Source organism: Pseudomonas sp. ADAK18 (assembly GCF_012935695.1).
GTDB lineage: Bacteria > Pseudomonadota > Gammaproteobacteria > Pseudomonadales > Pseudomonadaceae > Aquipseudomonas.
The window spans coordinates 6,261,157-6,285,272 of the sequence record NZ_CP052859.1; the positions used below are offsets into that span (position 1 = coordinate 6,261,157).

Annotated in this window: 21 protein-coding genes; 12 read left to right on the forward strand and 9 right to left on the reverse strand. The window is 60.0% G+C overall.

Annotated elements, in window-relative coordinates; translation table 11 throughout:
• Positions 1–42 precede the first annotated feature (42 nt).
• Complete coding sequence (gene cpdA / locus HKK55_RS28225; protein WP_169357971.1) at positions 43–858, forward strand: 3',5'-cyclic-AMP phosphodiesterase; 816 nt, start codon at positions 43–45, stop codon at positions 856–858.
• Between the two features lie 58 nt (positions 859–916).
• Here the strand turns inward: cpdA and HKK55_RS28230 are convergent, their stop codons facing one another.
• From HKK55_RS28230 to HKK55_RS28240, 3 genes are all read right to left on the reverse strand, one after another.
• Complete coding sequence (locus HKK55_RS28230) at positions 917–1,900, reverse strand: M14 family metallopeptidase (RefSeq protein WP_169357586.1); 984 nt, start codon at positions 1,898–1,900, stop codon at positions 917–919.
• A gap of 85 nt (positions 1,901–1,985) precedes the next feature.
• A complete protein-coding gene (locus tag HKK55_RS28235) occupies positions 1,986–3,302 on the reverse strand; it encodes an MFS transporter (protein ID WP_169357587.1) in 1,317 nt (438 codons plus the stop codon).
• 275 nt (positions 3,303–3,577) lie between these two features.
• The gene (locus HKK55_RS28240) at positions 3,578–4,468 is read right to left on the reverse strand and encodes a LysR family transcriptional regulator (protein WP_169357588.1); all 891 of its coding nucleotides are present in this window, start codon (positions 4,466–4,468) and stop codon (positions 3,578–3,580) included.
• A gap of 225 nt (positions 4,469–4,693) precedes the next feature.
• Here HKK55_RS28240 and HKK55_RS28245 point away from each other — a divergent pair, with 225 nt between their 5' ends.
• The 6 genes from HKK55_RS28245 (at position 4,694) to HKK55_RS28270 (ending at position 11,934) form a co-directional block, all read left to right on the forward strand.
• The gene (locus HKK55_RS28245; RefSeq protein WP_169357589.1) at positions 4,694–5,302 is read left to right on the forward strand and encodes a YqiA/YcfP family alpha/beta fold hydrolase; all 609 of its coding nucleotides are present in this window, start codon (positions 4,694–4,696) and stop codon (positions 5,300–5,302) included.
• Between the two features lie 57 nt (positions 5,303–5,359).
• Positions 5,360–7,261, forward strand: a complete 1,902-nt coding sequence (parE, locus tag HKK55_RS28250; RefSeq protein WP_169357590.1) for a DNA topoisomerase IV subunit B — start codon at positions 5,360–5,362, stop codon at positions 7,259–7,261.
• Positions 7,261–8,256, forward strand: coding sequence for an esterase-like activity of phytase family protein (locus HKK55_RS28255; protein WP_169357591.1), 996 nt, complete (start codon positions 7,261–7,263; stop codon positions 8,254–8,256). The genes parE and HKK55_RS28255 overlap by 1 nt, the downstream gene beginning before the upstream one ends.
• Positions 8,253–8,774 carry a TIGR02281 family clan AA aspartic protease gene (locus HKK55_RS28260; RefSeq protein ID WP_169357592.1) on the forward strand — a complete coding sequence of 174 codons (522 nt, stop codon included), beginning with the start codon at positions 8,253–8,255 and terminating at the stop codon, positions 8,772–8,774. Before HKK55_RS28255 ends, HKK55_RS28260 begins: the two co-directional genes overlap by 4 nt.
• A 10-nt stretch (positions 8,775–8,784) precedes the next feature.
• Entirely contained in the window at positions 8,785–11,049 is a 2,265-nt protein-coding gene (gene parC / locus HKK55_RS28265) for a DNA topoisomerase IV subunit A (protein ID WP_169357593.1), read from the forward strand.
• A 174-nt stretch (positions 11,050–11,223) separates the two neighbouring features.
• Entirely contained in the window at positions 11,224–11,934 is a 711-nt protein-coding gene (locus tag HKK55_RS28270) for a membrane integrity-associated transporter subunit PqiC (RefSeq protein WP_169357594.1), read from the forward strand.
• Between the two features lie 97 nt (positions 11,935–12,031).
• Here the strand turns inward: HKK55_RS28270 and HKK55_RS28275 are convergent, their stop codons facing one another.
• Positions 12,032–13,579 carry an AhpA/YtjB family protein gene (locus tag HKK55_RS28275; RefSeq protein ID WP_169357595.1) on the reverse strand — a complete coding sequence of 516 codons (1,548 nt, stop codon included), beginning with the start codon at positions 13,577–13,579 and terminating at the stop codon, positions 12,032–12,034.
• Positions 13,580–13,713: 134 nt separating this feature from the next.
• On the opposite strand from HKK55_RS28275, the gene serB reads away from it, so the two are divergent.
• Positions 13,714–14,928: a phosphoserine phosphatase SerB gene (gene serB / locus HKK55_RS28280; RefSeq protein WP_169357596.1), complete on the forward strand. Its 1,215-nt coding sequence runs from the start codon at positions 13,714–13,716 to the stop codon at positions 14,926–14,928.
• 156 nt (positions 14,929–15,084) lie between these two features.
• On the opposite strand, the gene asd is transcribed toward serB, so the two are convergent.
• From asd to HKK55_RS28295, 3 genes are read right to left on the reverse strand one after another with little or no spacing between them, the layout of a single operon-like run.
• Positions 15,085–15,945, reverse strand: coding sequence for an archaetidylserine decarboxylase (gene asd, locus HKK55_RS28285; RefSeq protein ID WP_169357597.1), 861 nt, complete (start codon positions 15,943–15,945; stop codon positions 15,085–15,087).
• Between the two features lie 16 nt (positions 15,946–15,961).
• Positions 15,962–16,777 (reverse strand): rhodanese-like domain-containing protein, encoded by an 816-nt coding sequence (locus HKK55_RS28290; RefSeq protein ID WP_169357598.1) that lies wholly within the window; start codon positions 16,775–16,777, stop codon positions 15,962–15,964.
• 58 nt (positions 16,778–16,835) lie between these two features.
• Entirely contained in the window at positions 16,836–18,371 is a 1,536-nt protein-coding gene (locus HKK55_RS28295) for an HDOD domain-containing protein (RefSeq protein WP_169357599.1), read from the reverse strand.
• 166 nt (positions 18,372–18,537) lie between these two features.
• Here HKK55_RS28295 and motA point away from each other — a divergent pair, with 166 nt between their 5' ends.
• A complete protein-coding gene (gene motA / locus HKK55_RS28300) occupies positions 18,538–19,389 on the forward strand; it encodes a flagellar motor stator protein MotA (RefSeq protein WP_155582802.1) in 852 nt (283 codons plus the stop codon).
• A 3-nt stretch (positions 19,390–19,392) separates the two neighbouring features.
• The gene (gene motB, locus HKK55_RS28305; RefSeq protein ID WP_169357600.1) at positions 19,393–20,418 is read left to right on the forward strand and encodes a flagellar motor protein MotB; all 1,026 of its coding nucleotides are present in this window, start codon (positions 19,393–19,395) and stop codon (positions 20,416–20,418) included.
• A 163-nt stretch (positions 20,419–20,581) separates the two neighbouring features.
• Here the strand turns inward: motB and rsgA are convergent, their stop codons facing one another.
• A complete protein-coding gene (gene rsgA, locus HKK55_RS28310; protein WP_169357601.1) occupies positions 20,582–21,613 on the reverse strand; it encodes a small ribosomal subunit biogenesis GTPase RsgA in 1,032 nt (343 codons plus the stop codon).
• Between the two features lie 106 nt (positions 21,614–21,719).
• On the opposite strand from rsgA, the gene orn reads away from it, so the two are divergent.
• Entirely contained in the window at positions 21,720–22,262 is a 543-nt protein-coding gene (gene orn / locus HKK55_RS28315; RefSeq protein WP_169357602.1) for an oligoribonuclease, read from the forward strand.
• A 172-nt stretch (positions 22,263–22,434) separates the two neighbouring features.
• Positions 22,435–23,046, forward strand: a complete 612-nt coding sequence (locus tag HKK55_RS28320; RefSeq protein ID WP_155582798.1) for a trimeric intracellular cation channel family protein — start codon at positions 22,435–22,437, stop codon at positions 23,044–23,046.
• On the opposite strand, the gene queG is transcribed toward HKK55_RS28320, so the two are convergent.
• Positions 23,028–24,107, reverse strand: a complete 1,080-nt coding sequence (gene queG, locus HKK55_RS28325; protein WP_169357603.1) for a tRNA epoxyqueuosine(34) reductase QueG — start codon at positions 24,105–24,107, stop codon at positions 23,028–23,030. The genes HKK55_RS28320 and queG overlap by 19 nt on opposite strands.
• Positions 24,108–24,116: the final 9 nt, after the last annotated feature.

Here is a 24,116-nt window from a genome sequence, read left to right on the forward strand (position 1 = left end):
CGCCTAATGTCCATTCCTGTGATCACGCCCTGGGAGAACGCCTTGCCGAGCGTATCCACCTTGAACCCTGACGCTGCGGCGTTGCTGGTGCAACTGTCCGACAGCCATCTGTTTGCCGAGGCCGACGGCACGCTGCTGGGCATGAATACCCGCGACAGCCTGCAACGGGTCATCGACCTGGTGTTGGCCCGGCAGCCGCAAATCGACTTGCTGCTGGCCACTGGCGATCTGTCCCAGGACGGCACGCTGGAGTCTTATCAGGCGTTTCGTGACGCGACCCGGCAGATCCCGGCACCCGCGCGCTGGATTCCGGGCAATCATGATGAACCACAGATCATGGCGCACGCCGCGATCAACAGCGCGTTGCTGGAACCCGTGGTGGATGTGGGCAACTGGCGCATCACCTTGCTGGACTCTGCCGTACCGGGCTCGGTGCCGGGGTACTTGCAGGACCGACAGCTTCAGTTGCTCGCGCAATCCTTGAGCGAAGCGCCAACCCGTCATCATCTGGTGTGTTTCCACCATCACCCGGTGTCCATTGGTTGCGCCTGGATGGAGCCCATTGGCCTGCGCAATCCCGAGGCGCTGTTTGCCGTGTTGGATCGCTTTCCCCAGGTGAAAGCGGTGCTCTGGGGTCATGTCCATCAGGAGATCGACCGCGAGCGCAACGGCGTGCGCTTGCTGGCGTCACCGTCCACCTGTATCCAGTTCGCCCCAGGCAGTGAGGATTTCAACGTCAGCGAGGAGGCGCCAGGCTATCGCTGGCTGCGCCTACATGCCGACGGACGGTTGGAAACCGGCGTGGAGCGGGTCGAAGGCTTCGCGTTCCAGGTGGATTACGGTAGCAACGGTTACTGAGAGATTCGAGCTCGATGCCAGATCGCATCCAGTGGTGCCACGCCTGGCTTGAGTGCAGCTAAAGATCCAGCACCCGCGCCAACCTCACCACCGTAACCCCGTGCCCCAGATGCCGCAGCGACGGCTGGATCAGCACGCAGTTGTCATACGGGGTGACGATCTCGCGCTGGCCATCCCGGGCGATCACCGTTCCAGCATGAGCAATCCGTTCAAGGCCGCGATAGTCATCGCTAAAACTGAAGTCCATGCTGTGGGCGACAACCGGATCGGTGACGTGCAAAAACTGCTGCGCTGCAGGTTTTTCCTGGCTTAAAAACGCCAAGACGTCTGCTTTGGCGACAGCTTCAGTAGCAATCAAGAAGCGTGCCGCCACATCGAGGGCGACGTGTTCGCTCTTTTTTGAAAAGTGCTGGCCGGTCTCGATCAGCAGCGCATTTTTGTGGCTGGCAGCATCGCCAAACCCGCCGTAGTCACGCATGCGCCGACCGTTGGCGTGGCCGGCATCGGCGACTACAGTTGCGGGTACGCCTAACGATTCAGCGAACTCCAGGCCTTTGGCGCATGCGCCACACATCATCAACGGCGGGGACTCTTCGTGCATCGAGTGGATGTCGAGCAGCAAATCGACACTGTCGATCAGCGGTCGTAACTCACGTGCGCGGCGTAACTCGACAGAATCGCGCTCGCCGTCCAGCGTCGATGTCAGCCAGACACGGTTCATGTCCTCGTCCAGAAAACGGGTCGCATCGATGTCCTGCGGATCGAAGCGGTGATAAGCATCAATGTTGCCAAACCCCAGGGACAACCGCCCCTGACGAGGGCGCACACCGCTGCGCAACAAGGTGTCAACCGCGATTGCACCGCTGACTTCGTTACCATGAGTCAGCGCCATGATCAGCACATGCGGTCCTGGCTTGCCACTGTCGAAGCTGTGGACGTAGTCGATCCCGCAGTTGCCTGTTTTCCATTGGCTGAGATCCGGGAATTCGACTTCCACGGGATACGGTGTCAGCGAGGCACGAACTTGCTCAAGTGTTTTCATTTAAGTCTCCGACAGACCAACTAGGGTTAACGGCCAGAAAGCGCTTCCGTATTCGCGAGCAAACCGGCTCTGGCAAGGACGTTGCTCAACTGGCGGATGGATGGTTGCCCCGCATGCGGCGGCCCAGACAGACGATCGCCAGTACGCTGATCAAGACAGTCGCCATCACATAAAAGCTTGGGGCCAGTTTGCTGCCGGTGGCATCGATCATCCAGGTCACGATCAGCGGTGCAAAACCACCAAATAGGGTGACGGAAAAGTTGTAGCTGAGTGCCAGGCCGGTGCCGCGAATGCTGGTCGGGAAGATGTCGGCAAGCATCGCCGGTATCGGCCCCAGGCAGGCCGCGATCAACACGCCGACAATCGCTTGCACGATCAGCAGCGTAGAGAAGCTGGGGAAGGTGTTGAGCAGCAAGAACATCGGATAAGACGACAACCCGGTAATCAACAAGGCGATTGTCAGCACCCTGAATCGCCCGTGGCGATCAGAAAGTCCACCAAATACCGGGGCCATGATCATCAGCGTTACGCCTGTCATCAGCGCCCCGAGATACGAGGAAGTGGCAGCAATATTCAACTGTTTCAAGGCATAGATTGGCATGTACAACTTGTGTACATAGTTGAACGCTGTCGCACCGGCCACCACGCCGATAGCCAGCAAAAGGCTGACATGCCCTTTGATCAAGACATCCCGCAGCGGAGTTTTGACCGCTGTGTTGGCCACGGTTTTCTTGAAGTCCGGGGTTTCATCGATTTGTGTGCGAATGTAAAAGCCCACCGGCCCGATCAGCAGTCCGAAGCCGAACGCAACGCGCCAGCCCCAGTCGTTCAATTGCACATCCGACAGTGCATAGCTAAGGATTGCGCTGACACCTGCTGCCAAAACCGTTGCCAGGCCTTGGGTCGACAATTGCCAACTGGCAAAGAAACCACGGCGCTTGGCATCTGCGTGCTCGACCATAAACGCGGTCGCCGCACCAAACTCTCCACCTGTAGAAAAACCCTGGAGCATGCGCGCAACAATGATCAGCAGTGGCGCCGCCAAGCCGATCTGCTCATAGGTTGGAGCGAAGGTAATCATGGCGGTGCCGAGCAGCATGATCATGATTGACATTGTTAGCGACGCCTTTCTCCCGGCCCTGTCGGTGTATGAACCGAGCACAATGGCGCCCAGCGGACGCATCAGAAAGGAAATGCCGAACGAGCCTACGGCCAGCAACAGTGAGGTGGTTTCGTTATCGGACGGGAAAAACTGTTTGCCGATAACCACCGCAAAGTAGCCGTAGATCAGCAAATCGTAGAATTCCAGTGCGTTGCCAACACTGGCAGCGATGATCTCCTTCCATGGACCTCGCCGGGTTGCCGTCTGTGCCGATGGTAATGCGGAGGACTGAACTGTCATGAGTGTGCACCGGGTTTGTTTCACTGTTGGCCTTCGGATTCGCCGAGCCGCAGCGCGGCCTGACGAGATCGAAGGCATTAATTGTTATGGGTGAAAGCCCGGATGAAATTGAATCAAGTGCGGCCGAACAGCAATTGCTGTTTCGGCACAGGTTTGAGCTGTTTTGGCACAGCTGCGGTTTGGTGGTTGCGGGAGGCGATGATCGAGCGCGAAAGTGCGTGACTATGAACGCCTCGCCGCATGGGTGGTCCGCGACTGGAGCCTGTCAGTCGATGTCAAAGACATTCCCATATCTTCATCACCATTTCGCCCTGGTTGGCGCGCAAGCGATGCAGCGACACGTCGAATCCGACGTGAAACTCGGCGCCACCGGCAATCAGCAACTCACCCGACGCCAGCGCGTCTTTGACCACCATGCGCGGCAGCCATGCGAGGCCTCTGCCACGCTTGGTCATTTCCAGAATGGCATCATAGGAGTCAGCTTGGTAAACCATTCGCAACGCCAGGCGCTGAGGTAGACGCTCCAGATGTTGAGCCAGCACGCCGCGCAGCGCCAGGGTGGGTGAGAAGGCTAGCCAAGGGATGGTCAGGCCGCTGCTGCTGGCGGATATCTGCTGTCGCGGTTGGCCTTGGGCATCCGGCGCGCTGACCGGTAGCAATTCCTCATTGGCCAGCACTCGCGAGTCGAAACGCTCCGGCTCCATCAGCGTGTGGGTCAACGGGCTGGAAAAACTCAGCAGCAGATCGACCTCTCCGGTGGATAACTTGCTGATCGCTTCTTGTGCGCCACTGGTGACCAATGACACCGCAAAGCTGCCCAATTGCTGATGCAGTGATTCGTACCAGTCGGGGAAAAAGTCACAGGCCAGGGTCCGCCCGGTGGCAATGCGTACTGGCTCGTCGCGGCTCAGGATGCCGCCCTTGAATTGCGCTCTGACGGCGGTCAGCAATTCCAGTGATTGTGTGGCGGCATCAAGGAACAGTACACCGCAAGGCGTCAGTGACAGGGGTTGTTTGCGTTCGATCAATGCCGCGCCGATCCATTCTTCCAGTGATCGGATACGTCGACCGAACGCTGGATGTGTGACGCAGCGATTTTCGGCGGCGCGTGACAGGCTGCGGGTGCGAGCCAGTTCGATAAAATCCTCAAGCCATTCAAGCTGCATACGGGTGTCCTGCTCGGCGACTCATTAATAATACGCCGCCAATACAGGCGGTTCTTCTATCGTTGGAGGTGTTACTGAGCCTCTCACAACCGAGCAACTGGCTGTTCGGATAGGTCTCGGAGGGTCGGGGGGGGGGGCTAGCACCGTTAGAGGCGATGGGCTGCCCCCACAACCCCCCTGTTCCCTGTAAACTGCGCCTCTTTGGTAGCCTACAGAGGACCCGGAATGTCCGCTTCGATCTTGTATATCCACGGTTTCAACAGCGCGCCGGCTTCCAATAAGGCCTGCCAACTGATCACCGTGATGGACAGCCTCGGTCTGGCTGATCAACTGCGTGTGCCGGCCCTGCATCATCACCCGCGTCAGGCGATTGCCCAGCTGGAGCAGGCCATCAGCGAGATGGGCCGGCCACTGCTGGTCGGCAGCTCACTCGGCGGCTACTATGCAACTCATCTTGCCGAGCGCCATGGCCTCAACGCCTTGCTGGTCAACCCTGCGGTCAGCCCCCATCGGATGTTCGACGGTTACCTGGGCACCCAGAAGAACCTTTACACCGACGAAACCTGGGAACTGACCCATGATCACGTCGCGGCCCTGGCCGAGCTGGAAGTCCCGGCGCCCCAGGATGCCCAGCGTTATCAGGTGTGGTTGCAGACCGGGGATGAAACACTGGATTATCGTCTTGCCCAGCAATATTACCGGGCCTGTGCCTTGCGTATCCAGGCCGGTGGCGATCATGGTTACCAGGGGTTCGCCCGGCAGCTACCGGCGCTGTTGAGTTTTGCCGGCATAAGCTCCGATCAGTATCAATCCTTCGATTTCGCAGCGCTGTAATACACATGCTGGACATCGCAGGTTACTTTTTAATCGAATGACTCACGACGAGACCCCATGGCCACTCCCAGCGCTAGCTCTTATAACGCCGACGCCATCGAAGTCCTCTCGGGCCTCGACCCGGTGCGCAAACGCCCCGGCATGTACACCGACACCAGCCGGCCGAACCACCTTGCCCAGGAAGTCATCGACAACAGCGTCGACGAAGCCTTGGCCGGGCATGCCAAGTCGGTACAAGTCATCCTCCACGCCGACCATTCCCTGGAAGTCAGCGACGATGGTCGCGGCATGCCGGTGGACATTCACCCGGAAGAGGGTGTGTCGGGCGTCGAGCTGATCCTCACCAAGCTGCACGCCGGGGGCAAGTTCTCCAACAAGAACTACCAATTCTCCGGTGGCTTGCACGGCGTGGGCATTTCCGTGGTCAACGCCCTGTCGACGCAGGTCACGGTCAAGGTCAAGCGCGACGGCAACGAATACCAGATGACCTTTGCTGACGGCTACAAGGCTACCGATCTGGAAGTGATCGGCACCGTTGGCAAGCGCAACACCGGGACCAGCGTTTACTTCGCGCCGGACCCGAAGTACTTCGATTCTCCGAAATTCTCCATCAGTCGCCTCAAGCACGTGCTCAAGGCCAAGGCTGTGTTGTGCCCGGGGCTGCTGGTCAGCTTCGAAGACAAAGGCACCGGCGAGAAAGTCGAGTGGCACTACGAAGACGGCCTGCGCTCCTACCTGGAAGACTCTGTCGCCGAATTCGAACGCCTGCCCAACGAGCCCTTCTGCGGCAGCCTGGCCGGTAATAAAGAGGCCGTGGACTGGGCCTTGCTGTGGCTGCCCGAAGGTGGTGACAGTGTTCAGGAAAGCTACGTCAACCTGATCCCGACCGCCCAAGGCGGCACCCACGTCAACGGTTTGCGCCAGGGCTTGCTGGATGCCATGCGCGAATTCTGCGAATACCGCAGCCTGTTGCCGCGCGGCGTGAAGCTGGCGCCGGAAGACGTCTGGGAACGGATCGCTTTTGTCCTGTCGATGAAAATGCAGGAGCCGCAATTCTCTGGTCAGACCAAGGAGCGTCTGTCGTCCCGTGAGGCGGCAGCGTTTGTCTCGGGTGTGGTCAAGGACGCTTTCAGTCTGTGGCTCAACGAGCATCCGGAACTGGGCCTGGCCCTGGCGGAATTGGCAATCAACAACGCCGGTCGTCGCCTGAAAGCCAGCAAGAAGGTTGAACGCAAGCGCATCACCCAGGGCCCGGCACTGCCTGGCAAGCTGGCGGATTGCGCCGGACAGGACCCGATGCGCTCCGAACTGTTCCTAGTGGAGGGTGATTCCGCCGGTGGTTCCGCCAAGCAAGCGCGGGACAAGGAGTTCCAGGCGATCCTGCCGCTGCGGGGCAAGATCCTCAACACCTGGGAAGTCGACGGCAGCGAAGTGCTGGCCAGCCAGGAAGTGCACAACATTGCGGTGGCCATCGGTGTCGACCCTGGCTCGGCGGACATCGCCCAACTGCGCTACGGCAAGATCTGCATCCTCGCCGACGCCGACTCCGACGGTCTGCACATCGCGACCTTGCTCTGTGCGCTGTTCGTCCAGCACTTCCGCCCGTTGGTGGATGCTGGTCACGTCTATGTCGCCATGCCGCCGCTGTATCGCATCGACTTGGGCAAAGAGATTTTCTACGCCCTGGACGAAGCCGAGCGCGATGGCATTCTCGACCGCCTGGTGGCCGAGAAGAAACGCGGCAAGCCGCAAGTCACCCGATTTAAAGGCCTGGGCGAGATGAACCCGCCGCAACTGCGGGAAACCACCATGGACCCGAACACTCGGCGCCTGGTGCAGTTGACCCTGGAAGACTTCGACGCCACCTCGGAAATGATGGACATGCTGCTGGCCAAAAAGCGTGCTCCTGATCGCAAGAGCTGGCTGGAGTCCAAAGGCGACCTGGCGGTTCTGGACTGATGCGCAGCGGTTTCGCCCTGGCGATACTGTTGTTGAGCGGGTTGGCGACCACCTCGGTGGTCGCGGCGCCTGCTGCTGAGCTCAAGCTATTGTCTGAACACCCGGTAGATGGCATGCGCGGCGGCAACCTGTCGGGCTTGGCTGTTTGCGGTAAAGAACTGTGGACCGTGTCCGACCGCGATGACGGGCAGATTTACCGGCTCGATACCTCGACGGATGTCTGGCAAGCGCAAACGGTGAAGATCAACGTGCCGCCGGTGCCTGACTCGGGGCTTCCCTGGGGCTTGCGCTCACGCACCAAGGTTGCGTCCTTGGTACGCGGTGGCGACCTGGATTTTGAAGGCATCAGCTGTGATGCCGCCGGCAATCGCTACATTGTCAGCGAAGCCCATGCGGCGGTGCTGCAAGTACCGGTAACGGGGGAGCCAGAATGGCTGAAGATCGCCCCAAGCATGGTCCGCGAAGCCCGTGCCAGTGGCATGTTGCTGCACTTCAATGCCTTGTTTGAAGGCCTTGCGGTTAACCCCGAGGGCAATCAGATGTGGCTCGCGGCCGAACGTGAGCGGCGTGGGCTGATATCGATCAAGCGTGGGCAAAGCCTCTGGGACTGCGACGGGCCTTGCGTGCTGTTGAGTGAGGCTGGCCAGGAGATGCAGCCGGCCCAGTTCCCAGGAGCCAAGGCGGTGTCCAAGGACTTTGCAGACCTTGCCCTGTTCAATGGCAAGCTGTTTACCCTTGAGCGCAACGCATTCCAGATCTGTCGTCGGGATACCGTTACCGCCAAGGTCGAGTTGTGCTGGTCCTATGCCGAAGACGCGCTGGTGCCGAACCGGCGTTACCCCCAGGCTTATGGTCTGGCCGAAGCGCTGGTAATGGACGAGGAGGGTGCCTGGATCGGCATCGACAATAATTTTGGTCCCCGCGCCGATGGTGAAAAAAGGCCGATGGTCTATCGTTTCGCCGCCCCTGCCGGTGGCTGGAGCGCCAAGCCATGAGCACGCAGCTGCCTGGCAAGCGCGCCGGACGTGTGTTGATGTTCGTGGCCTGGGGCGCCGGGCTGTTTTTGGCAACACGGTTTTTTGGGCAGTGGGAAGCGCGTCAGCAAAATCCCAATGCCGTGGTCACCTCGGAGCAACACGAGGGTTACATCGAAGTGAAGCTGGCCGGTAACGGTCAGGGGCATTTCGTCGCCAGCGGCCAGATCAACGGCCAGCCGGTGGAATTCATGCTCGATACTGGCGCTACCGACGTGGCGGTGCCAAGCGAGTTAGCCGAGCGCCTGGGGCTCAAGCGGGGTTTGCCGGTGACCTTGAGCACTGCCAATGGTCGTAGCGAGGGGTATCGTACCCACCTTGACCGCCTGCAATTGGGCGATATTGTCTTGCAGGATGTCCGCGCCCTGGTGGCGCCGGGACTGGGGGGCGAGCAAGTGCTGTTGGGCATGAGCGCATTGAAACAACTTGAATTTACCCAGCGTGGCGGCACTTTGCTGCTGCGCCAGACCAAACAATGATGAGGCCCGCATGAGTGACATCCTTGCAGACAGCTTAGATGGCGTTGAACGCCGATCGCTGGCTGACTTCACCGAAAGTGCCTACCTCAACTACTCCATGTACGTGATCATGGACCGTGCCTTGCCGCATATCGGCGACGGCCTGAAACCGGTACAGCGGCGCATTATCTACGCCATGAGTGAGTTGGGGCTGGACGCCGACTCCAAGCACAAGAAGTCGGCGCGTACCGTCGGTGACGTGCTCGGCAAGTTCCACCCCCACGGCGACTCGGCGTGCTACGAAGCCATGGTGTTGATGGCCCAGCCGTTCAGCTACCGCTACACCCTGGTAGACGGCCAGGGCAACTGGGGGGCGCCGGATGATCCCAAGTCCTTCGCCGCCATGCGTTACACCGAGGCGCGGTTGTCCCGTTACTCGGAAGTGTTGCTCAGCGAGCTGGGCCAGGGCACGGCCAACTGGGGGCCGAACTTTGACGGCACCCTTGAGGAGCCGCTGGTACTGCCGGCGCGTCTGCCGAACATCCTGCTCAATGGCACCACCGGCATTGCCGTCGGCATGGCCACTGATGTGCCTCCGCATAACCTGCGGGAAGTTGCCACGGCCTGCGTGCGTTTGCTGGATGAGCCCAAGGCCACCGTCGAACAACTGTGTGAGCACATCCAGGGTCCGGACTACCCGACCGAAGCGGAAATCATCACGCCGCGCGCTGACCTTCTGAAAATGTATGAAACCGGTAAGGGCTCGGTGCGCATGCGCGCCGTGTACCACGTCGAAGACGGCGACATCATCGTCACCGCGCTGCCGCACCAGGTCTCCGGTGCCAAGGTGCTGGAACAGATCGCCGCGCTGATGCAGGCCAAGCCATCGAAGCTGCCGCAAGTGGCCGACCTGCGTGACGAGTCTGACCACGAAAACCCATGCCGCATCGTGATCATCCCGACCAACAGCCGGGTTGACCACGAAGTGCTGATGCAGCACCTGTTCGCCAGCACCGACCTGGAGTCCAGCTACCGCGTCAACGTCAACATCATTGGTCTGGACGGCAAGCCGCAGTTGAAGAATCTGCGCAACCTGCTGGTGGAATGGCTGGAATTCCGCGTGCAGACGGTGCGCCGCCGCTTGCAGTTCCGCCTGGACAAGGTCGAGCGCCGTCTGCACCTGTTGGACGGTTTGCTGATTGCCTACCTCAACCTGGATGAAGTGATCCATATCATCCGCACCGCCGAGCACCCGAAAGCCGACTTGATCGCGCGTTTCGAGTTGAGCGAGATCCAGGCTGATTACATCCTCGACACCCGTCTGCGTCAGTTGGCGCGGTTGGAAGAAATGAAGTTGCGGGACGAGCAAGACGCGTTGCTCAAGGAGCAAGCCAAGCTGCAAGCCTTGCTGGGCAGCGAAGCCAAACTCAAGAAACTGGTGCGCAGTGAACTGATCAAAGATGCTGAAACCTATGGCGACGACCGCCGTTCACCGATTGTCGAGCGCGCCGAAGCCAAGGCCCTGACAGAAACCGAATTGCTGCCTAACGAGAAAATTACCGTCGTTTTGTCGGAAAAGGGTTGGGTTCGCTCGGCCAAAGGGCATGATATCGATGCCACGGGGCTGTCCTACAAGGCGGGTGACGGTTTCAAGACCGCTGCAGCCGGACGTTCCAACCAGTTTGCGGTGTTTATCGACTCCACCGGTCGCAGTTATTCGGTGCCCGCCCATACCCTGCCATCGGCACGTGGGCAGGGCGAACCATTGACCGGTCGTCTGACACCGCCTCCGGGGGCGAATTTTGAGTGTGTGCTGCTGCCGGATGACGATGCGCTGTATGTCATTGCCTCCGATGCGGGCTACGGGTTTGTGGTCAAGGGTGAAGACCTGCAGGCCAAGAACAAGGCGGGCAAGGCATTGCTGAGCCTGCCGAACAACGCCAAGGTGATCCTGCCACGTCCGGTCAGTGATCGTGATAGCAATTGGCTGGCGTCGGTGACCACCGAAGGTCGCTTGCTGATCTTCAAGATCAGCGACTTGCCGCAGTTGGGTAAAGGCAAGGGCAACAAGATCATCGGTATTCCAGGGGAGCGCGTGGCCAGTCGCGAAGAGTTCGTGACCGACATCGCGGTGATCCCGGAGGGTTCGACCTTGGTGCTGCAAGCCGGCAAGCGCACGCTTTCGTTGCGTCCTGACGATCTTGAACACTACAAAGGCGAACGAGGCCGGCGTGGGAATAAACTGCCTCGAGGCTTCCAGCGAGTGGATGCGTTACTGGTAGACACTCCCGTTTAAGGCGATATAGAGCCCCCGATCTACGATTTAACCCGTAGATCGACGCTTTCGCGCTGGAGTCATGGCGCATATTCACGGATGATATGGCCTTTCCAGCGCCAGCGTGGCTGAGCGCGTACAGGTTATTTTTGAGTATTACATTGTGGTTCGCCTTGTGGCAGCCACCTGGATGGGATGATGACTGCTTCGCGCCTTCCTTTATTTTTGTTGCTCGCTGGCCTTTTGGGGTTGGCGGGTTGCAGCACGCACCAACCGGTGTCGCTGTATCAGTTGGACAGTGGAAGTCCAGCTCAGCCTGCACAAAGTGCCGGCATGGCAGTATTGCTTGGCCCGGTTGTGGTGGCGGACTATCTGCAACGCGAAACCCTGCTGCAACGTCAGAACGACGGCAGCCTGCAAGGTTCCGTCGACGGTCGTTGGGCGGGTAGCCTTTCGTCCGACATCAATCAGTTGATGTTGCGCCAGGTGGCTGGTCAACTGGACAGTCAGCGCGTGGTGTTGGCGCCGGCACCGACAGGGTTTGCCCCGGATGTGCAGGTGCTGCTGACCATCACGCGACTGGACTCGGGTGCTTCACAGCCGGCGATCCTTGATGCGCAATGGCGTTTGATCGACCGCCGTGGCCAGGTACGGGATAACCGCATCGTGCACTTGCAGGAAGAACACGCGGGCACCACCGCCTCCCAGGTCCAGGCCCAGGGTGTGTTGTTGCAGCATTTGGCGGAGCAGTTGTCGGTGGCACTCAAGCCATTGGCCAACCAGCCAGCGGTCGCTGAGGCTCCACGTAAGCCAGCGCCAGCCCCGGCCAAGCCGGCGGCACCGGAGAAGCCCAAGATGCCGATGGCTTCGCCGATTCGTACCGATATGGAAGTGTTCAGGTTCTGAGTTGAATGCTGACCAAAAAAGGCCCGCTTATAGCGGGCCTTTTTTGTTGGATCGGGATTTGAGTCGCGGCGCAGACCAAATGTGGGAGCGGCGGTGTTTATGAGTGCTTCGCCCGGGTCTCATGCATGCGCGCCAGTTGCCGCTCCAGCATCGACGGATAAGGCTCCATCAGTCGCTCTACGCAGCAGGCACCTTCTGGGCTGGCAATCGGCCGAATCCGCGCACGCTGGCGGATCAGCGCGTCATCACCGATCTTGCGCTCCACCAGCAGCAGGTTGCGGCTGTGTTGGGACAAGGCCAGGGCGTCCTGGGCGATTTCGGTCAGCAGCAGGTCGATTTGGCTCATGCCATACAGGTCGTCACCCACTGTTAAGCCAAGCTGCAGCTGCAAGGTGATGCCGCTGTCGGCCACTTCGATTTGCAGCGCGTGGCCCAGGGCCCGCAGCAACTCACCGCAGCAGATGGCGTTGGTCAGGTAGTCTTCGCCGCTGTCTTCGCTATGGAACAGCATCAGCGTGCTGCCATCGTTCAGGGTGTGAAGTTCGCTCTGATACAACGATGCGGCCTGGTCGAGGCAATCACGATAGCGCTCCAGCAACTCAGTCAGGCGTGCACGAGGCAGGCGACGCAGTTGGTCTTGCGCACCCAGTTGCACCGCCAGCACCGCGCTGTGCTGTGGCTCGGTGTTTTGCACCGGTGCCGGCTTGGGTGCAACGGCTGGAGGTGTCGCCACCTCCGAATGATCGCGAAGGTCAGCGAACGGGTCTTCCTCGTCCAGTTCGTCTTCTTCAGCCTTGATCACATGCCGTGTAGCAGGCTTGAGCCCGGCCACCGGTGCGCTTTCATCGAAGCTTGGGTCGCGCAGGTTGCGCACTTCAAATTCAGGCTCTTCTTCCTCTTCGTACTCGGTGTCGTCGTACTCAGGCTCAGGTTCAACCTCGGGCACCACCGGTTCCGGAGCGAAGCTTGCGTGCAATTGGCGCGCGAGGTCACCGATTTCATCCTGGCGATCGGTGGCTGGGGTGTGTTCGTCGATGTCCCGCAGCCAGATGCGCAATTGCATCAGGGGCGTGGAGATATGCCGCCCCAGGCGCAGGCTCAAAGCCAGGGACAGGGCCAGCAGGATTGCACTCAAGATGCCCATGCTTTGCAGGCTGATGGTCATCGGCTGCTGGAACTGCTGCATGTCCAGGCTGATGCGCAGTTGTCCTGCTTTCACATCCTGAAAGGTGATATTGCTCGAATACAGACCTTCGGCTTCACCCAGCAGGCCGTTTTTCGGGCGTTGCCCGGCTTCGGCCATGATCCGGTTGTCCACGCTATAGATGGCGGCGTGGGCCACCAGCGGGTTCTTGGTCAGGTTGTTGAGCAGCACGTTGAGGCTGAGGATGTCGTTGGATACCAACAGCTCCGTCGCAGACGTTGCGGTCTGGGTGGTCAAGCTCTCGCCCAGGGCGTCGGCTTGCTCGTGCATGGCCTGTTTGAACTGCAAACCCATCACACAGGCGTAGATCACCAAGGCCAGAGCGACCAGGATCACGTTATGGCTGGCGATGCGTAATGCGATCGGTACACGGCGGTGACGCAGTGCCCGGAAGATCAGCAGGAAGAAGTTATCGGTTTTTACTGGCGTGGGCCGGTTCACTTGAGCTCGGCTCTTTAGTCCGTGAAGTTGACGCGCAGTATAGCGACAGGCCTAGGACCGGCAAAGCGCTGGCTGTGCCCGATGGTCACTGAAAGTGGGTAGAATGCGGTTTTTTTCCACCTCGGGGGTGCGCTTTGCGCGAAATTGTCCTGATTAACATCACCGGTGTTGACCGTCCGGGTCTTACCGCAGCCATTACCGGTGTTCTGGCCCAGGGTGGTGTGAACATCCTCGACATCGGCCAGGCGGTGATCCACGACACCTTGTCGTTCGGCATCCTCGTCGAGATCCCAGGCACTGAACGCGCCTCGTCAGTACTCAAAGACATCCTGTTTACGGGCTATGAGCTGGATCAGCAGGTGCGTTTCACTCCGGTCTCTGAAGAGGACTATCAGAATTGGGTCGCCGGCCAAGGCAAAAAACGCCACATCGTGACGCTGCTAACTCGCCAGGTAACCGCTGAGCAATTGCAGCGTGTCAGCTCGATCACCGCTCAATATGGTTTGAATATCGACCATATCGACCGTCTGTCGGGTCGCATGCCATTGGACACGCCAGCGGACAAGGGCAAGGGCTGTATCGAGTTCTCCGTGCGCGGAGAACCGGCTGATCCGCAAGCGTTGCGCGCAGAATTTCTCAGTGTTGCCCAGGAATTGAATGTCGATATCGCCTTTCAGGAAGATTCGCTGTTCCGTCGCAACCGTCGCCTGGCGGTTTTCGACATGGACTCGACGCTGATCGAAGCCGAAGTCATCGACGAACTGGCCAAGGCCGCTGGCGTCGGCGAACAAGTCTCGGCGATCACCGAGCGTGCCATGGCCGGTGAGTTGGATTTTCGCGCCAGTTTCAAGGAGCGCCTGGCGCTGCTTAAAGGCCTGGATGTCAGCGTGCTGGACTCCATCGGTGCTTCCCTGCGCCTGACCGAAGGCGCAGAAACCCTGTTTGCCGAACTCAAGCGCCTGGGATACAAGACCGCCATTTTGTCGGGCGGCTTCACCTACTTCGCCAAGCAATTGCAGGCCAAGCTGGGCATCGACTATGTATTCGCCAACGAGTTGGAAGTGGTGGATGGCAAGGTGACGGGCGTGGCGGTCGAGCCGATTGTCGACGCGCAGCGTAAAGCTGATTTGCTGAGGGAGTTGGCGCACAAGGAAGGGTTGCGTCTGGAGCAGACCATCGCGGTGGGCGACGGTGCCAACGATTTGCCGATGCTGGCAATTGCCGGGTTGGGCGTGGCGTTCCGTGCCAAGCCATTGGTCAAGCAATCGGCCAAGCAGGCGATTTCGACCTTGGGGCTGGATGGGGTGTTGTACCTGTTGGGTTTCCGCGACCGCGATGGGCAGCTGTAACCCGTTCTGACTGTAGGGATACGGTCAATGTGGGAGCGGGCTTGCTCGCGAAGGCGGCGTGTCAGTCAAACATGCATCAACTGACCCACCGTTTTCGCGAGCAAGCCCGCTCCCACACAAGCCCCGCTCCCACATTTGATCTTCGCAGTATTCGAATCAGGCTTTTGGCAAACCGATGCTCTGACCCATCTGCACCGGCGTTCCCGCCACCAGCTCTTCAGTCCACTTCACCTGATCCGGGCCAAACAGCACGATCGCTGTCGAACCCAGCTTGAAGCGTCCCAGTTCTGCACCTTTTTCCAGATGGATCGGCGCGCGGGCGGCTTCGTCGTAGCGTACGGTTTTTAGTTCGCGTTTGGGCGGCGTGACCAAGCCGGCCCACACGGTTTCAATCGACGCCACAATCATCGCGCCCACCAGTACCACAGCCATTGGGCCGCGTTCGGTGTCGAACAGGCAAACCACGCGTTCGTTACGGGCAAACAGCTCCGGCACGTTTTCTGCGGTGGTCTGGTTCACCGAGAAAATCCGCCCCGGGACGTAGACCATTTCCCGCAGGGTACCGGCCAGTGGCATATGCACCCGGTGGTAGTCCTTCGGTGACAGGTAGATGGTGGCGAAGTCGCCGCCCATGAATGGCGCCGCGACGTCCGCGTCACCCCCGAGCAATTCCAGCACGCTGAAACTGTGGCCCTTGGCCTGGAATACCCGGCCGTGCTCAATCGGGCCAGCCTGGCTGACGGCACCATCGGCTGGGCTCAGGACGGCACCCGGAGTTGGGTCCAGCGGGCGAGCGCCATCTTTCAAGGCTCGGGTGAAGAAGGCGTTGAAGTGCTCGTAAGCCGTCACGTCTTCAACCAAGGCCTGGGACATGTCCACTTGATAACGCTTGGCGAACCAGGTGGTGAAGGCATTCTTGAACCAGCGCACGCGGCATTCGGCGATGCAGCCCGCCAGCCGCGACAGCAGGTGGTGAGGCAGCAAGTACTGGCTGAGGATAAACAACTGCTTTTTCATTAACTGTCCTTAACGCTTAAATCTCGACGGGGGTGTCGGGGTGGTTGCCCCATTCGCCCCAGGAACCGGCATAACCTTTGACTCGCGGATAACCGAGCGCCTTGGCCACCAGGTAGGTGAAGCCAGAACGGTGGTGAGTCTGGCAGTGGGTGATGATTTCTTTGTCTTTAGTCAGCCCCAGGTCTTGGAGGATCTGTGGCATATCGCGACGGATACGCAGGTTGCGCGCCTTGTCCATGCCGGCTGTCCATTCGAAGTTCACGGCGCCGGGGATGTGCCCGCCCTTGGCGGCGAGGACCTTCTCGCCGGAATACTCCAGCGGGCCACGGGCATCCCAGATGCCCAGGTCGGCAGCACCAAGGCGGCTTTGCAGGTACTCGCGGGTGGCGGTGGGTTCTTCATGCAGGGTCAGGCTGACCGGGCCGCCAGCACTGGCCGGCACCTCGGTGCTAACCGGAAGTTGCTCATCCAGCCACGCCAGCAAACCGCCGTCGAGGTAGTGATATTTCTTGTGCCCGATCACGTCGAGCATCCAGATAAAGCGCCCGGCCCAGCCACCGCCTTCGTCGTCATACACCACGTAAGTGGCGTCTGGCGTGTGGCCCAGTTCGCCAAACAGTGCCTCAAGGGATGCCTTGGATGGCAGCAGCCCCGGCGCCGGTGGCTGGCCCAGTTGGGTGCGCTTGGGGTCCACGAAGCGGGCGCCGGGAATATGCTCTTCGGCATAACGTGCCACGCTGGTGAGGTCCACCAGAATCATATGTTCCGCGTCAAGGCGACCAAGCAGGTCGCTTGGCTCGATTACCAGCGGCAAGCCAGAGAAGTCAGGCATGTGAGGTCTCCTGGGCATAAGTGTGGGGCTGTAGAGGAGGGCGATTGTAACGCAAGCATCAAGCGCTGCGGTTGGTAAAGCTGCGCAGAGCCTTCTCGATGCATTGGGCCGTTTTACCGAAGGCTTGCACGGTGGTTTCCGAGAACGGCCCACCGCCTTGGTCGGCCACCATCAGCATCACTACCCGGCCGTTGCTGCTCAGGGAGCGTAACAGCAGGTGTTGGCCGACAAACAGGCGCCGCAACTGCGTGGGTAACAGTGCCGAAAACTGGGCGTGATTATCCGGCGTGAGGCGTACCTGGGCGGACTTTTCCAGCAGACGCTGCAACAGCGTGCTTTGCGCGACGTCCAGACTCAGGTGGGCGGCATCCTTGGGCAGGCCGTCGATCTGATGCACACGCAAGGTGCTCAAGGCCCGGTCAGCCATCAGCAACATGACCCGTTGCATGCCGCTGGCCACCAGGGCCTCTTTGGCGCAGGTGGTCAAATGCATGGCGTTGGCGAAGCGGCTCGGTTCTATCAGCAGTTCGGTGCAGCGGCTGCGCCAGACTGCCAGCGCTTCGGCAGTTGGCGGCGGCGCAGGGAGCAGGCCGCGATGAACCCGTTGCACATTCCACGGCCAGATCAGCGACAACGCCGGGTGCCAGAGATCGCTCATCAGGTCGTTACGGGCACTGGTGACCGCTTGTTGATGCACCTGTTGCTGCACTTCACCCAAGGGTTGTTGCAAGTACAGCGCAGTCAGGTATTGCCAGCGCTGAGTGTGTGGGCAGGTCCAGGACTCCTGGGCCGCCAGGGCCAGTCCGTTGGCCAGCAGCACGGTGTTGGCCGGCTGGTTCAACCAGCGCCGCAGCGTCGGGTCGGCATCCAGCAATTGCTGTTGGCGCAACGGCTCTTCTTCCCGGGCAATGTGCAGCACTTTGACCAGCAGGCGTTGCTCGTTCAGCAGCAGGGTGTAGCCCTGTGAGACCCAGATTGGCAGGCGCCAGGCTTCGGTCAGGCCCAGGCACAACTCCAGCAGACGCACGCCGAACAATTCCCGTTCGACCTTGTAGGCCGACTGGCCTTTGTGGATCACCCGCAGTTCCCATTCCTCCAGCAGCTTGGGATAGGCAATCGCCATCGGCCACAGTGGCGATAGAAACAGCAAGCTGCCCCAATGAATGTCTTGCCACAACCGCGCCAGGCGACTGGCGAACAGGCCATTGGCTTGTTGCGAGGCGTGCTGGCTGATCATTTGCAATTGGCGCAGGGCCACAGGGATTTCATTGAGGGGTATGGACGGCAGGCGGGCGAGCAACTCTGCGGTGCGTTCAAGACCTAGGCGGTTGATTGCCACCTCAAGGTTTTCCGCCGGTTCTGACAGGCTGCCATGGGTGTGATGGTTCGCTTCGCGCATCACACTGAGTACCAGTGCCGGGCTGTTTTGCATCAGCTCAGCAATCTCTCTCAATGATCGGCGGCTGTCGCCGATGGCTTTGCACACTCGCTCGTGGCTCGCCTGGGGAACAGGCAGCGCAACCTCGTCCAGCCGCTTTATCCAGCCGGCAATCGTGTTGGGTTTGGGAGTTGGAGCTGTCGTTTCATTAGCCATGATTAGCGCGCGATCATCACTTGCGGTCAACACGCCCGGAGCGGGCCGAACTGGCTTTTCGCCTTAACGGGCTATAGTCTGGCGCAGATTTGCCGATAAGTAGAAGAAGAGTTTTCAGATCTTCCGAATATGTCCATGAACCCGACGGCACAAGTACTCATCCCCTATGGCTAAAATTATCGGCATCATCGTCGTCATCGCGAGCGTGCTCGGCGGATACGTCCTTTCCCACGGTAAAATTGCAGCGCTGATCCAGCCCTTCGAAGTGCTGATTATTGGCGGTGCGGCATTCGGTGCATTTCTGCAAGCCAACCCTGGCTACATGACCATGCACGTGATCAAGAAGTCGCTGGGCATGTTCAGCTCGCGCTTCTCCCACACGTTCTATCTGGAAGTGTTGGGGCTGATCTACGAGATTCTCAACAAGAGCCGCCGCGAAGGCATGATGGCCATCGAAGGTGACATCGAGGACGCTGCGGCGAGCCCGATTTTCGCCAAGTACCCGGCCGTGCTCAAAGACGAACGCATGACCGCCTATATCTGCGATTACCTGCGCATCATGTCCTCCGGCAACATGGCTCCCCATGAGCTGGAAGGCCTGTTCGACATGGAATTGTTCAGCTTGAAAGAAGAGCTTGAACACCCTTCCCACGCCGTGACCGGCATCGCCGACGGCATGCCTGGTTTCGGTATTGTGGCGGCGGTTCTCGGGATCGTGGTGACCATGGCATCCCTCGGCGAAGGCGACCAGAAAGCTATCGGCATGCACGTGGGTGCGGCACTGGTGGGGACCTTCTTCGGTATTCTTGCCGCCTATGGTTTCTTCGGCCCTCTGGCGACTTCGCTGGCCCATGATGCCAAGGAAGAGCTGAATGTTTACGAGGCGATCAAGGCCTCTCTGGTGGCCTCGGCTTCCGGTATGCCGCCGTCCCTGGCGGTGGAGTTCGGGCGCAAGGTTCTGTATCCAAAGCACCGTCCGAGCTTTGCCGAGCTGGAACAAGCAGTTCGCGGTCGCTAAGTCATGGAAAACAACCAGCCAATCATTATCAAGCGCGTCAAGCGCTTCGCTGCGGGGCATCACGGCGGCGCTTGGAAAATCGCTTTCGCCGACTTTGCGACGGCGATGATGGCGTTCTTCCTGGTGCTGTGGCTGATGTCCACCGCCACGCCGGAACAGAAGATCGCCATCGCTGGGTACTTCAAGGATCCCATCGGCTTCTCCGAGAGCGGCACCCCCTTTGTGATCGACCTGGGCGGTTCGCCGCAACTGGCGCCCGAACGCACGATCAACCCGGAAGTGAAGACCGAGTCGCCCCAGGAAAATATTCCCATCGAGCGTGACACCGTCGAAAGCATGGCCGAACAGGTCGAGCACGAACGGCTGGAGTTGCTCCTGCAAGAATTGCAGAAAAAGGTCGACGAGAATCCGCAGTTGGAGAAGTTCAAGGATCAGATCCTGTACCAGATCACTCCTGATGGTTTGCGCATCCAGATCATGGACGCCGCCAACCGGCCAATGTTTGACTCCGGCAGCGCGCGCTTGAAACCGTACTTCGAGGACATCCTGCTGGCCATGGCTGACACCATCAAGGCGGTGCCGAACAAGATCAGTATCAGCGGCCACACGGATGCCAAGCCGTATTCAGGCTTGGGTGATTTCGGTAACTGGGAGCTGTCCGCCAACCGTGCCAACGCTGCGCGCCGGGCCTTGGTGGCTGGGAGTTATCCGGATGAGCAAGTAGCGCGGGTGGTGGGTTTTGCTTCTTCGCAGCTGTTTGATATCAAGGACCCGTTCAACCCGGTGAACCGCCGTATTGATATCGTGGTGCTGACCAAAAAGGCCCAGCGCGCGATTGAAGGTGAGCAGGGTGCTCCGCAACCGCCGGTGCCCACTCAGGGCGCTGGCGCACCGGGAGAAGTGCCGGCGGATCCAAATGCGCTGCCGCCTGAGCAGGAGCCGCTACCGGCTCACGAACTGCGCCAGAAGCTGAACCTGTTTGATGATGGTGGGATGAAAGATCCGACTCAGCCAGCGGCTGGCTCATAATCCAATAGGGCGTTTGTGGCGAGCGGGCTTGCCCGCGTTGGGCTGCGTAGCAGCCCCAATAAGGCCGTCGTATTTCTTCAGATAGATCTAGGCTGGCTGTTTTTAGGGCTGCTTCGCAGCCCAACGGGGGCAAGCCCCCTCGCCACGGTGTTGTTTGCGCTACCTAGTAACTGGTTTCCGGCAAGCTGGCGATGATCGAGCGATAGCTGTTCATCCGCTGCTGTTGCACGCGACCATCTTCCAGCGCCTTGAGCAGGGCGCAACCCGGCTCGCGATCATGCTTGCAGTCGCGGAAACGGCACGTGCCGATCAAGTCGTTGAACTCGATAAAGCCCGCTTCCACATCCGCCCGGCTGACATGGCCCAGGCCAAATTCACGGATCCCTGGTGAGTCGATCAGTTCGCCGCCGCCCGGGAAGTGGAACAACCGCGCCGTGGTGGTCGTATGCGTACCTTGGCCGGAAAGCTCCGACAGCGGACCGACACGGGTCTCGACTTCCGGCAGCAGGCTGTTGACCAGCGACGACTTGCCCACGCCCGATTGGCCAACGAACACACTGATGCGCCCATCCAACTGCTCTTGCAGTTGTTCCATACCGTTACCGTGATGGGCCGAGACTTCCAGCACCGGGTAGCCCAAGGTGCGGTAGACCGCCAGCAACGCATTCAGCGCCGGTGCGTTCTGCTCGTCGATCAGGTCGAACTTGTTCAGCAGCAACAGCGGACGAATGCCCGCGTGCTCGGCAGCCACCAGGTAGCGGTCGATCAGGTTGGCATGCGGCTCGGGCAGCGGCGCAAACACGATGACGATCATGTCGACGTTGGCCGCCACCGGCTTGAGCTGGCCACGGCTGTCCGGGCGGCGCAGCTCGGTGGTACGCGGCAGTTGCGCCACGATCACACCGATACCCTGGTTGCCGGCACGCCAGACCACTTGGTCGCCGGTTACCAGCGCGGGCAGGTTGGCGCGCAAGTGGCAACGGAACACCGAGCCTGCGTGTTCGCCTTCCTTGGCCTCGACCTCGACCTGCACACCGAAGTGCGCGATCACCAGCCCCGTTTGTTCGGGGCCCAGGTCGCCGCCTTCCAGCGCTTCCACGGCGGAGGATTCACGTTTGGCGGCGCGGGCAGCGCGTTCACCCTGAATCTTTTCGATGCGCCAGTTTTGGCGACGGTTGAGCTGGCGTTTGGCCATGGGTGTTCCGTGTCGATAATGCAAAGGTTAGGTAAAACGGTCGCGAGTCTAGCACGCCCTGCCTGCTAAACTGCGCAGCTACGCCAAGGTGCCAAGGAACCAAGACATGCAAAACCCACAGAACCTGATTTGGATCGATCTGGAAATGACCGGTCTGAACCCTGACACCGACGTCATCATCGAAATGGCGACCATCGTCACCGACAGCAACCTCAACACCTTGGCCGAAGGCCCGGTGATCGCCATCCACCACAGCGACGCCGTCCTGGCCACCATGGATGAGTGGAACACCCGCACCCACGGCGGCTCGGGCCTGACCCAGCGCGTGCGTGAAAGCCGCGTCAGCATGGCCGAGGCCGAGGCTGAAACCATCGCGTTCCTGGAAAAGTGGGTGCCGAAGGGCAAGTCGCCGATCTGCGGCAACAGCATTTGCCAGGACCGTCGCTTTCTTTATACCCACATGAAAGCGCTGGAAAGCTACTTCCACTACCGCAATCTGGATGTGTCCACCTTAAAAGAGCTGGCCGCACGCTGGGCGCCGGAAGTGAAAGACAGCTTCCACAAGGGCAGCACCCACCTGGCACTGGATGACATTCGCGAGTCGATCGCCGAGTTGCAGCATTACCGCAAGCATTTCATCAAGTTCTGATTCCGCAGGTGAGCTGTTGTGGCGAGGGGGCTTGCCCCCGTTGGGCGGCGAAGCGGCCCTGAAACCTGACAGCACTACCTATCTGAAAAAAACTCCGCTGCCTTTATAAGGGGGCTGCTTCGCACCCCAACGGGGGCAAGCCCCCTCGCCACAACTTGCAAGGATCGCCCTCATGCTGCTGATGCTCTACCTCATCGCCATCACCGCCGAAGCCATGACCGGTGCCTTGTCCGCCGGTCGGCGCGGCATGGACTGGTTTGGTGTGGTGTTGATTGCCTGCGTGACGGCGCTGGGGGGCGGGTCGGTGCGTGATGTATTGCTCGGCCATTACCCGCTGACCTGGGTCAAACATCCGGAATACCTGGTGCTGACTTCCGTCGCCGCGCTGGTGACGATCTTCATCGCGCCGCTGATGCGCCACCTGCGCTCGCTGTTTCTGGCGCTGGATGCCGTGGGTTTGGTGGCCTTCACCCTGATCGGCTGCATGACCGCCCTCGAAATGGGCCACGGCATGTTGGTGGCTTCGGTCAGCGGGGTCATTACCGGGGTATTTGGTGGCATCCTGCGGGATATCTTCTGCAACGACATCCCGTTGATCTTCCGACGTGAGCTGTATGCCAGCGTGTCGTTCCTTGCCGCCTGGTTCTATATGCTTTGCATCTATCTGCAGTTGCCCAGCGAGCAAGCCATTCTGCTTACGCTGTTCAGTGGCTTTTTATTGCGCCTGCTGGCGATCCGCTTTCATTGGGAAATGCCCAAGTTCGTCTACAACGACGAACACTGACGCTCGGCGTGCTGGTTCAGCGCCCATTCCACATGTTCGCGTACCAGCTCAGACGGGTAATCCCGTCGCGCTTTCAGGGCTTCCAGCACCGGAATACTCGACGGCGCATTGCCCAACCCTACCGCCAGATTACGCAGCCAGCGCTCATAACCGGCGCGGCGAAGGGGCGAACCTTCGGTACTGCTGAGGAATTTATCCTCGTCCCACATAAACAACTCGGCCAGTTCTGCGTTATCCAGATTGTGCCGAGGCTTAAAATCGCTTTCGGCTGAGGTTCGTGCGAAACGATTCCACGGACAAACGATCTGACAGTCATCGCAGCCGAACACGCGGTTGCCGATCAGTGGGCGCAGGTCTTCGGGGATGGCGCTCTTGAGCTCGATGGTCAGGTAGGAAATGCAGCGCCGGGCGTCGAGTACGTAAGGCCCGACGAAAGCATTGGTCGGGCAGATGTCCAGGCAGGCGGTGCAGCGGCCGCAGTGTTCGGTGGAGTGGGGTGGGTCGACCGGCAACGGAAGGTCGACAAACAGTTCGCTGAGGAAAAAGTAGCTGCCAGCCTTGCGATTGAGCACCAGGGTGTTTTTGCCGATCCAGCCTAGGCCTGCCTGTTCGGCGATGGCTTTTTCCAGCACCGGGGCGCTGTCGACAAAAGCACGAAAGCCAAACGGGCCGATTTGTGCCTGAATCCGGTCCGCCAGTTGCTGCACGCGCTTGCGGATCAGCTTGTGGTAGTCGCGGCCCAGGGCGTAACGGGAGATATAGGCTTTTTCGGGGTGGGCCAGCAATTGCGCCATGTGCGTGTCGCCGGGCAGGTAATCCATGCGCAGGGACACCACGCGCAAGGTGCCGGGCACCAACTCTTCGGGGTGGGAGCGTTTGCTGCCATGGGCGCCCATGTAGTCCATCTCGCCATGGTAGCCGGCGTCGAGCCAGCGTTGCAGGTGTTGCTCATGCTCGGCCAGGTCCAGGCCGCTGATGCCCACTTGTTGAAAGCCCAGCTCACGGCCCCAGTCTTTGATCGATTGGGCGAGGGCGGGCAGGTCGGAGGTGATAGCAGGCATGAGACAAGA

Coding starts and splice junctions, on each gene's coding strand:
- asd (WP_169357597.1), bottom strand. CDS start 15,945: ATGAAAAAGCAGTTGTTTATCCTCAGCCAGTACTTGCTGCCTCACCAC.
- queG (WP_169357603.1), bottom strand. CDS start 24,107: ATGCCTGCTATCACCTCCGACCTGCCCGCCCTCGCCCAATCGATCAAA.
- HKK55_RS28240 (WP_169357588.1), bottom strand. CDS start 4,468: ATGCAGCTTGAATGGCTTGAGGATTTTATCGAACTGGCTCGCACCCGC.
- parE (WP_169357590.1), top strand. CDS start 5,360: ATGGCCACTCCCAGCGCTAGCTCTTATAACGCCGACGCCATCGAAGTC.
- HKK55_RS28295 (WP_169357599.1), bottom strand. CDS start 18,371: ATGGCTAATGAAACGACAGCTCCAACTCCCAAACCCAACACGATTGCC.
- HKK55_RS28270 (WP_169357594.1), top strand. CDS start 11,224: ATGATGACTGCTTCGCGCCTTCCTTTATTTTTGTTGCTCGCTGGCCTT.
- HKK55_RS28230 (WP_169357586.1), bottom strand. CDS start 1,900: ATGAAAACACTTGAGCAAGTTCGTGCCTCGCTGACACCGTATCCCGTG.
- motA (WP_155582802.1), top strand. CDS start 18,538: ATGGCTAAAATTATCGGCATCATCGTCGTCATCGCGAGCGTGCTCGGC.
- orn (WP_169357602.1), top strand. CDS start 21,720: ATGCAAAACCCACAGAACCTGATTTGGATCGATCTGGAAATGACCGGT.
- HKK55_RS28245 (WP_169357589.1), top strand. CDS start 4,694: ATGTCCGCTTCGATCTTGTATATCCACGGTTTCAACAGCGCGCCGGCT.
- HKK55_RS28320 (WP_155582798.1), top strand. CDS start 22,435: ATGCTGCTGATGCTCTACCTCATCGCCATCACCGCCGAAGCCATGACC.
- rsgA (WP_169357601.1), bottom strand. CDS start 21,613: ATGGCCAAACGCCAGCTCAACCGTCGCCAAAACTGGCGCATCGAAAAG.
- HKK55_RS28290 (WP_169357598.1), bottom strand. CDS start 16,777: ATGCCTGACTTCTCTGGCTTGCCGCTGGTAATCGAGCCAAGCGACCTG.
- parC (WP_169357593.1), top strand. CDS start 8,785: ATGAGTGACATCCTTGCAGACAGCTTAGATGGCGTTGAACGCCGATCG.
- HKK55_RS28255 (WP_169357591.1), top strand. CDS start 7,261: ATGCGCAGCGGTTTCGCCCTGGCGATACTGTTGTTGAGCGGGTTGGCG.
- HKK55_RS28235 (WP_169357587.1), bottom strand. CDS start 3,302: ATGACAGTTCAGTCCTCCGCATTACCATCGGCACAGACGGCAACCCGG.
- motB (WP_169357600.1), top strand. CDS start 19,393: ATGGAAAACAACCAGCCAATCATTATCAAGCGCGTCAAGCGCTTCGCT.
- HKK55_RS28260 (WP_169357592.1), top strand. CDS start 8,253: ATGAGCACGCAGCTGCCTGGCAAGCGCGCCGGACGTGTGTTGATGTTC.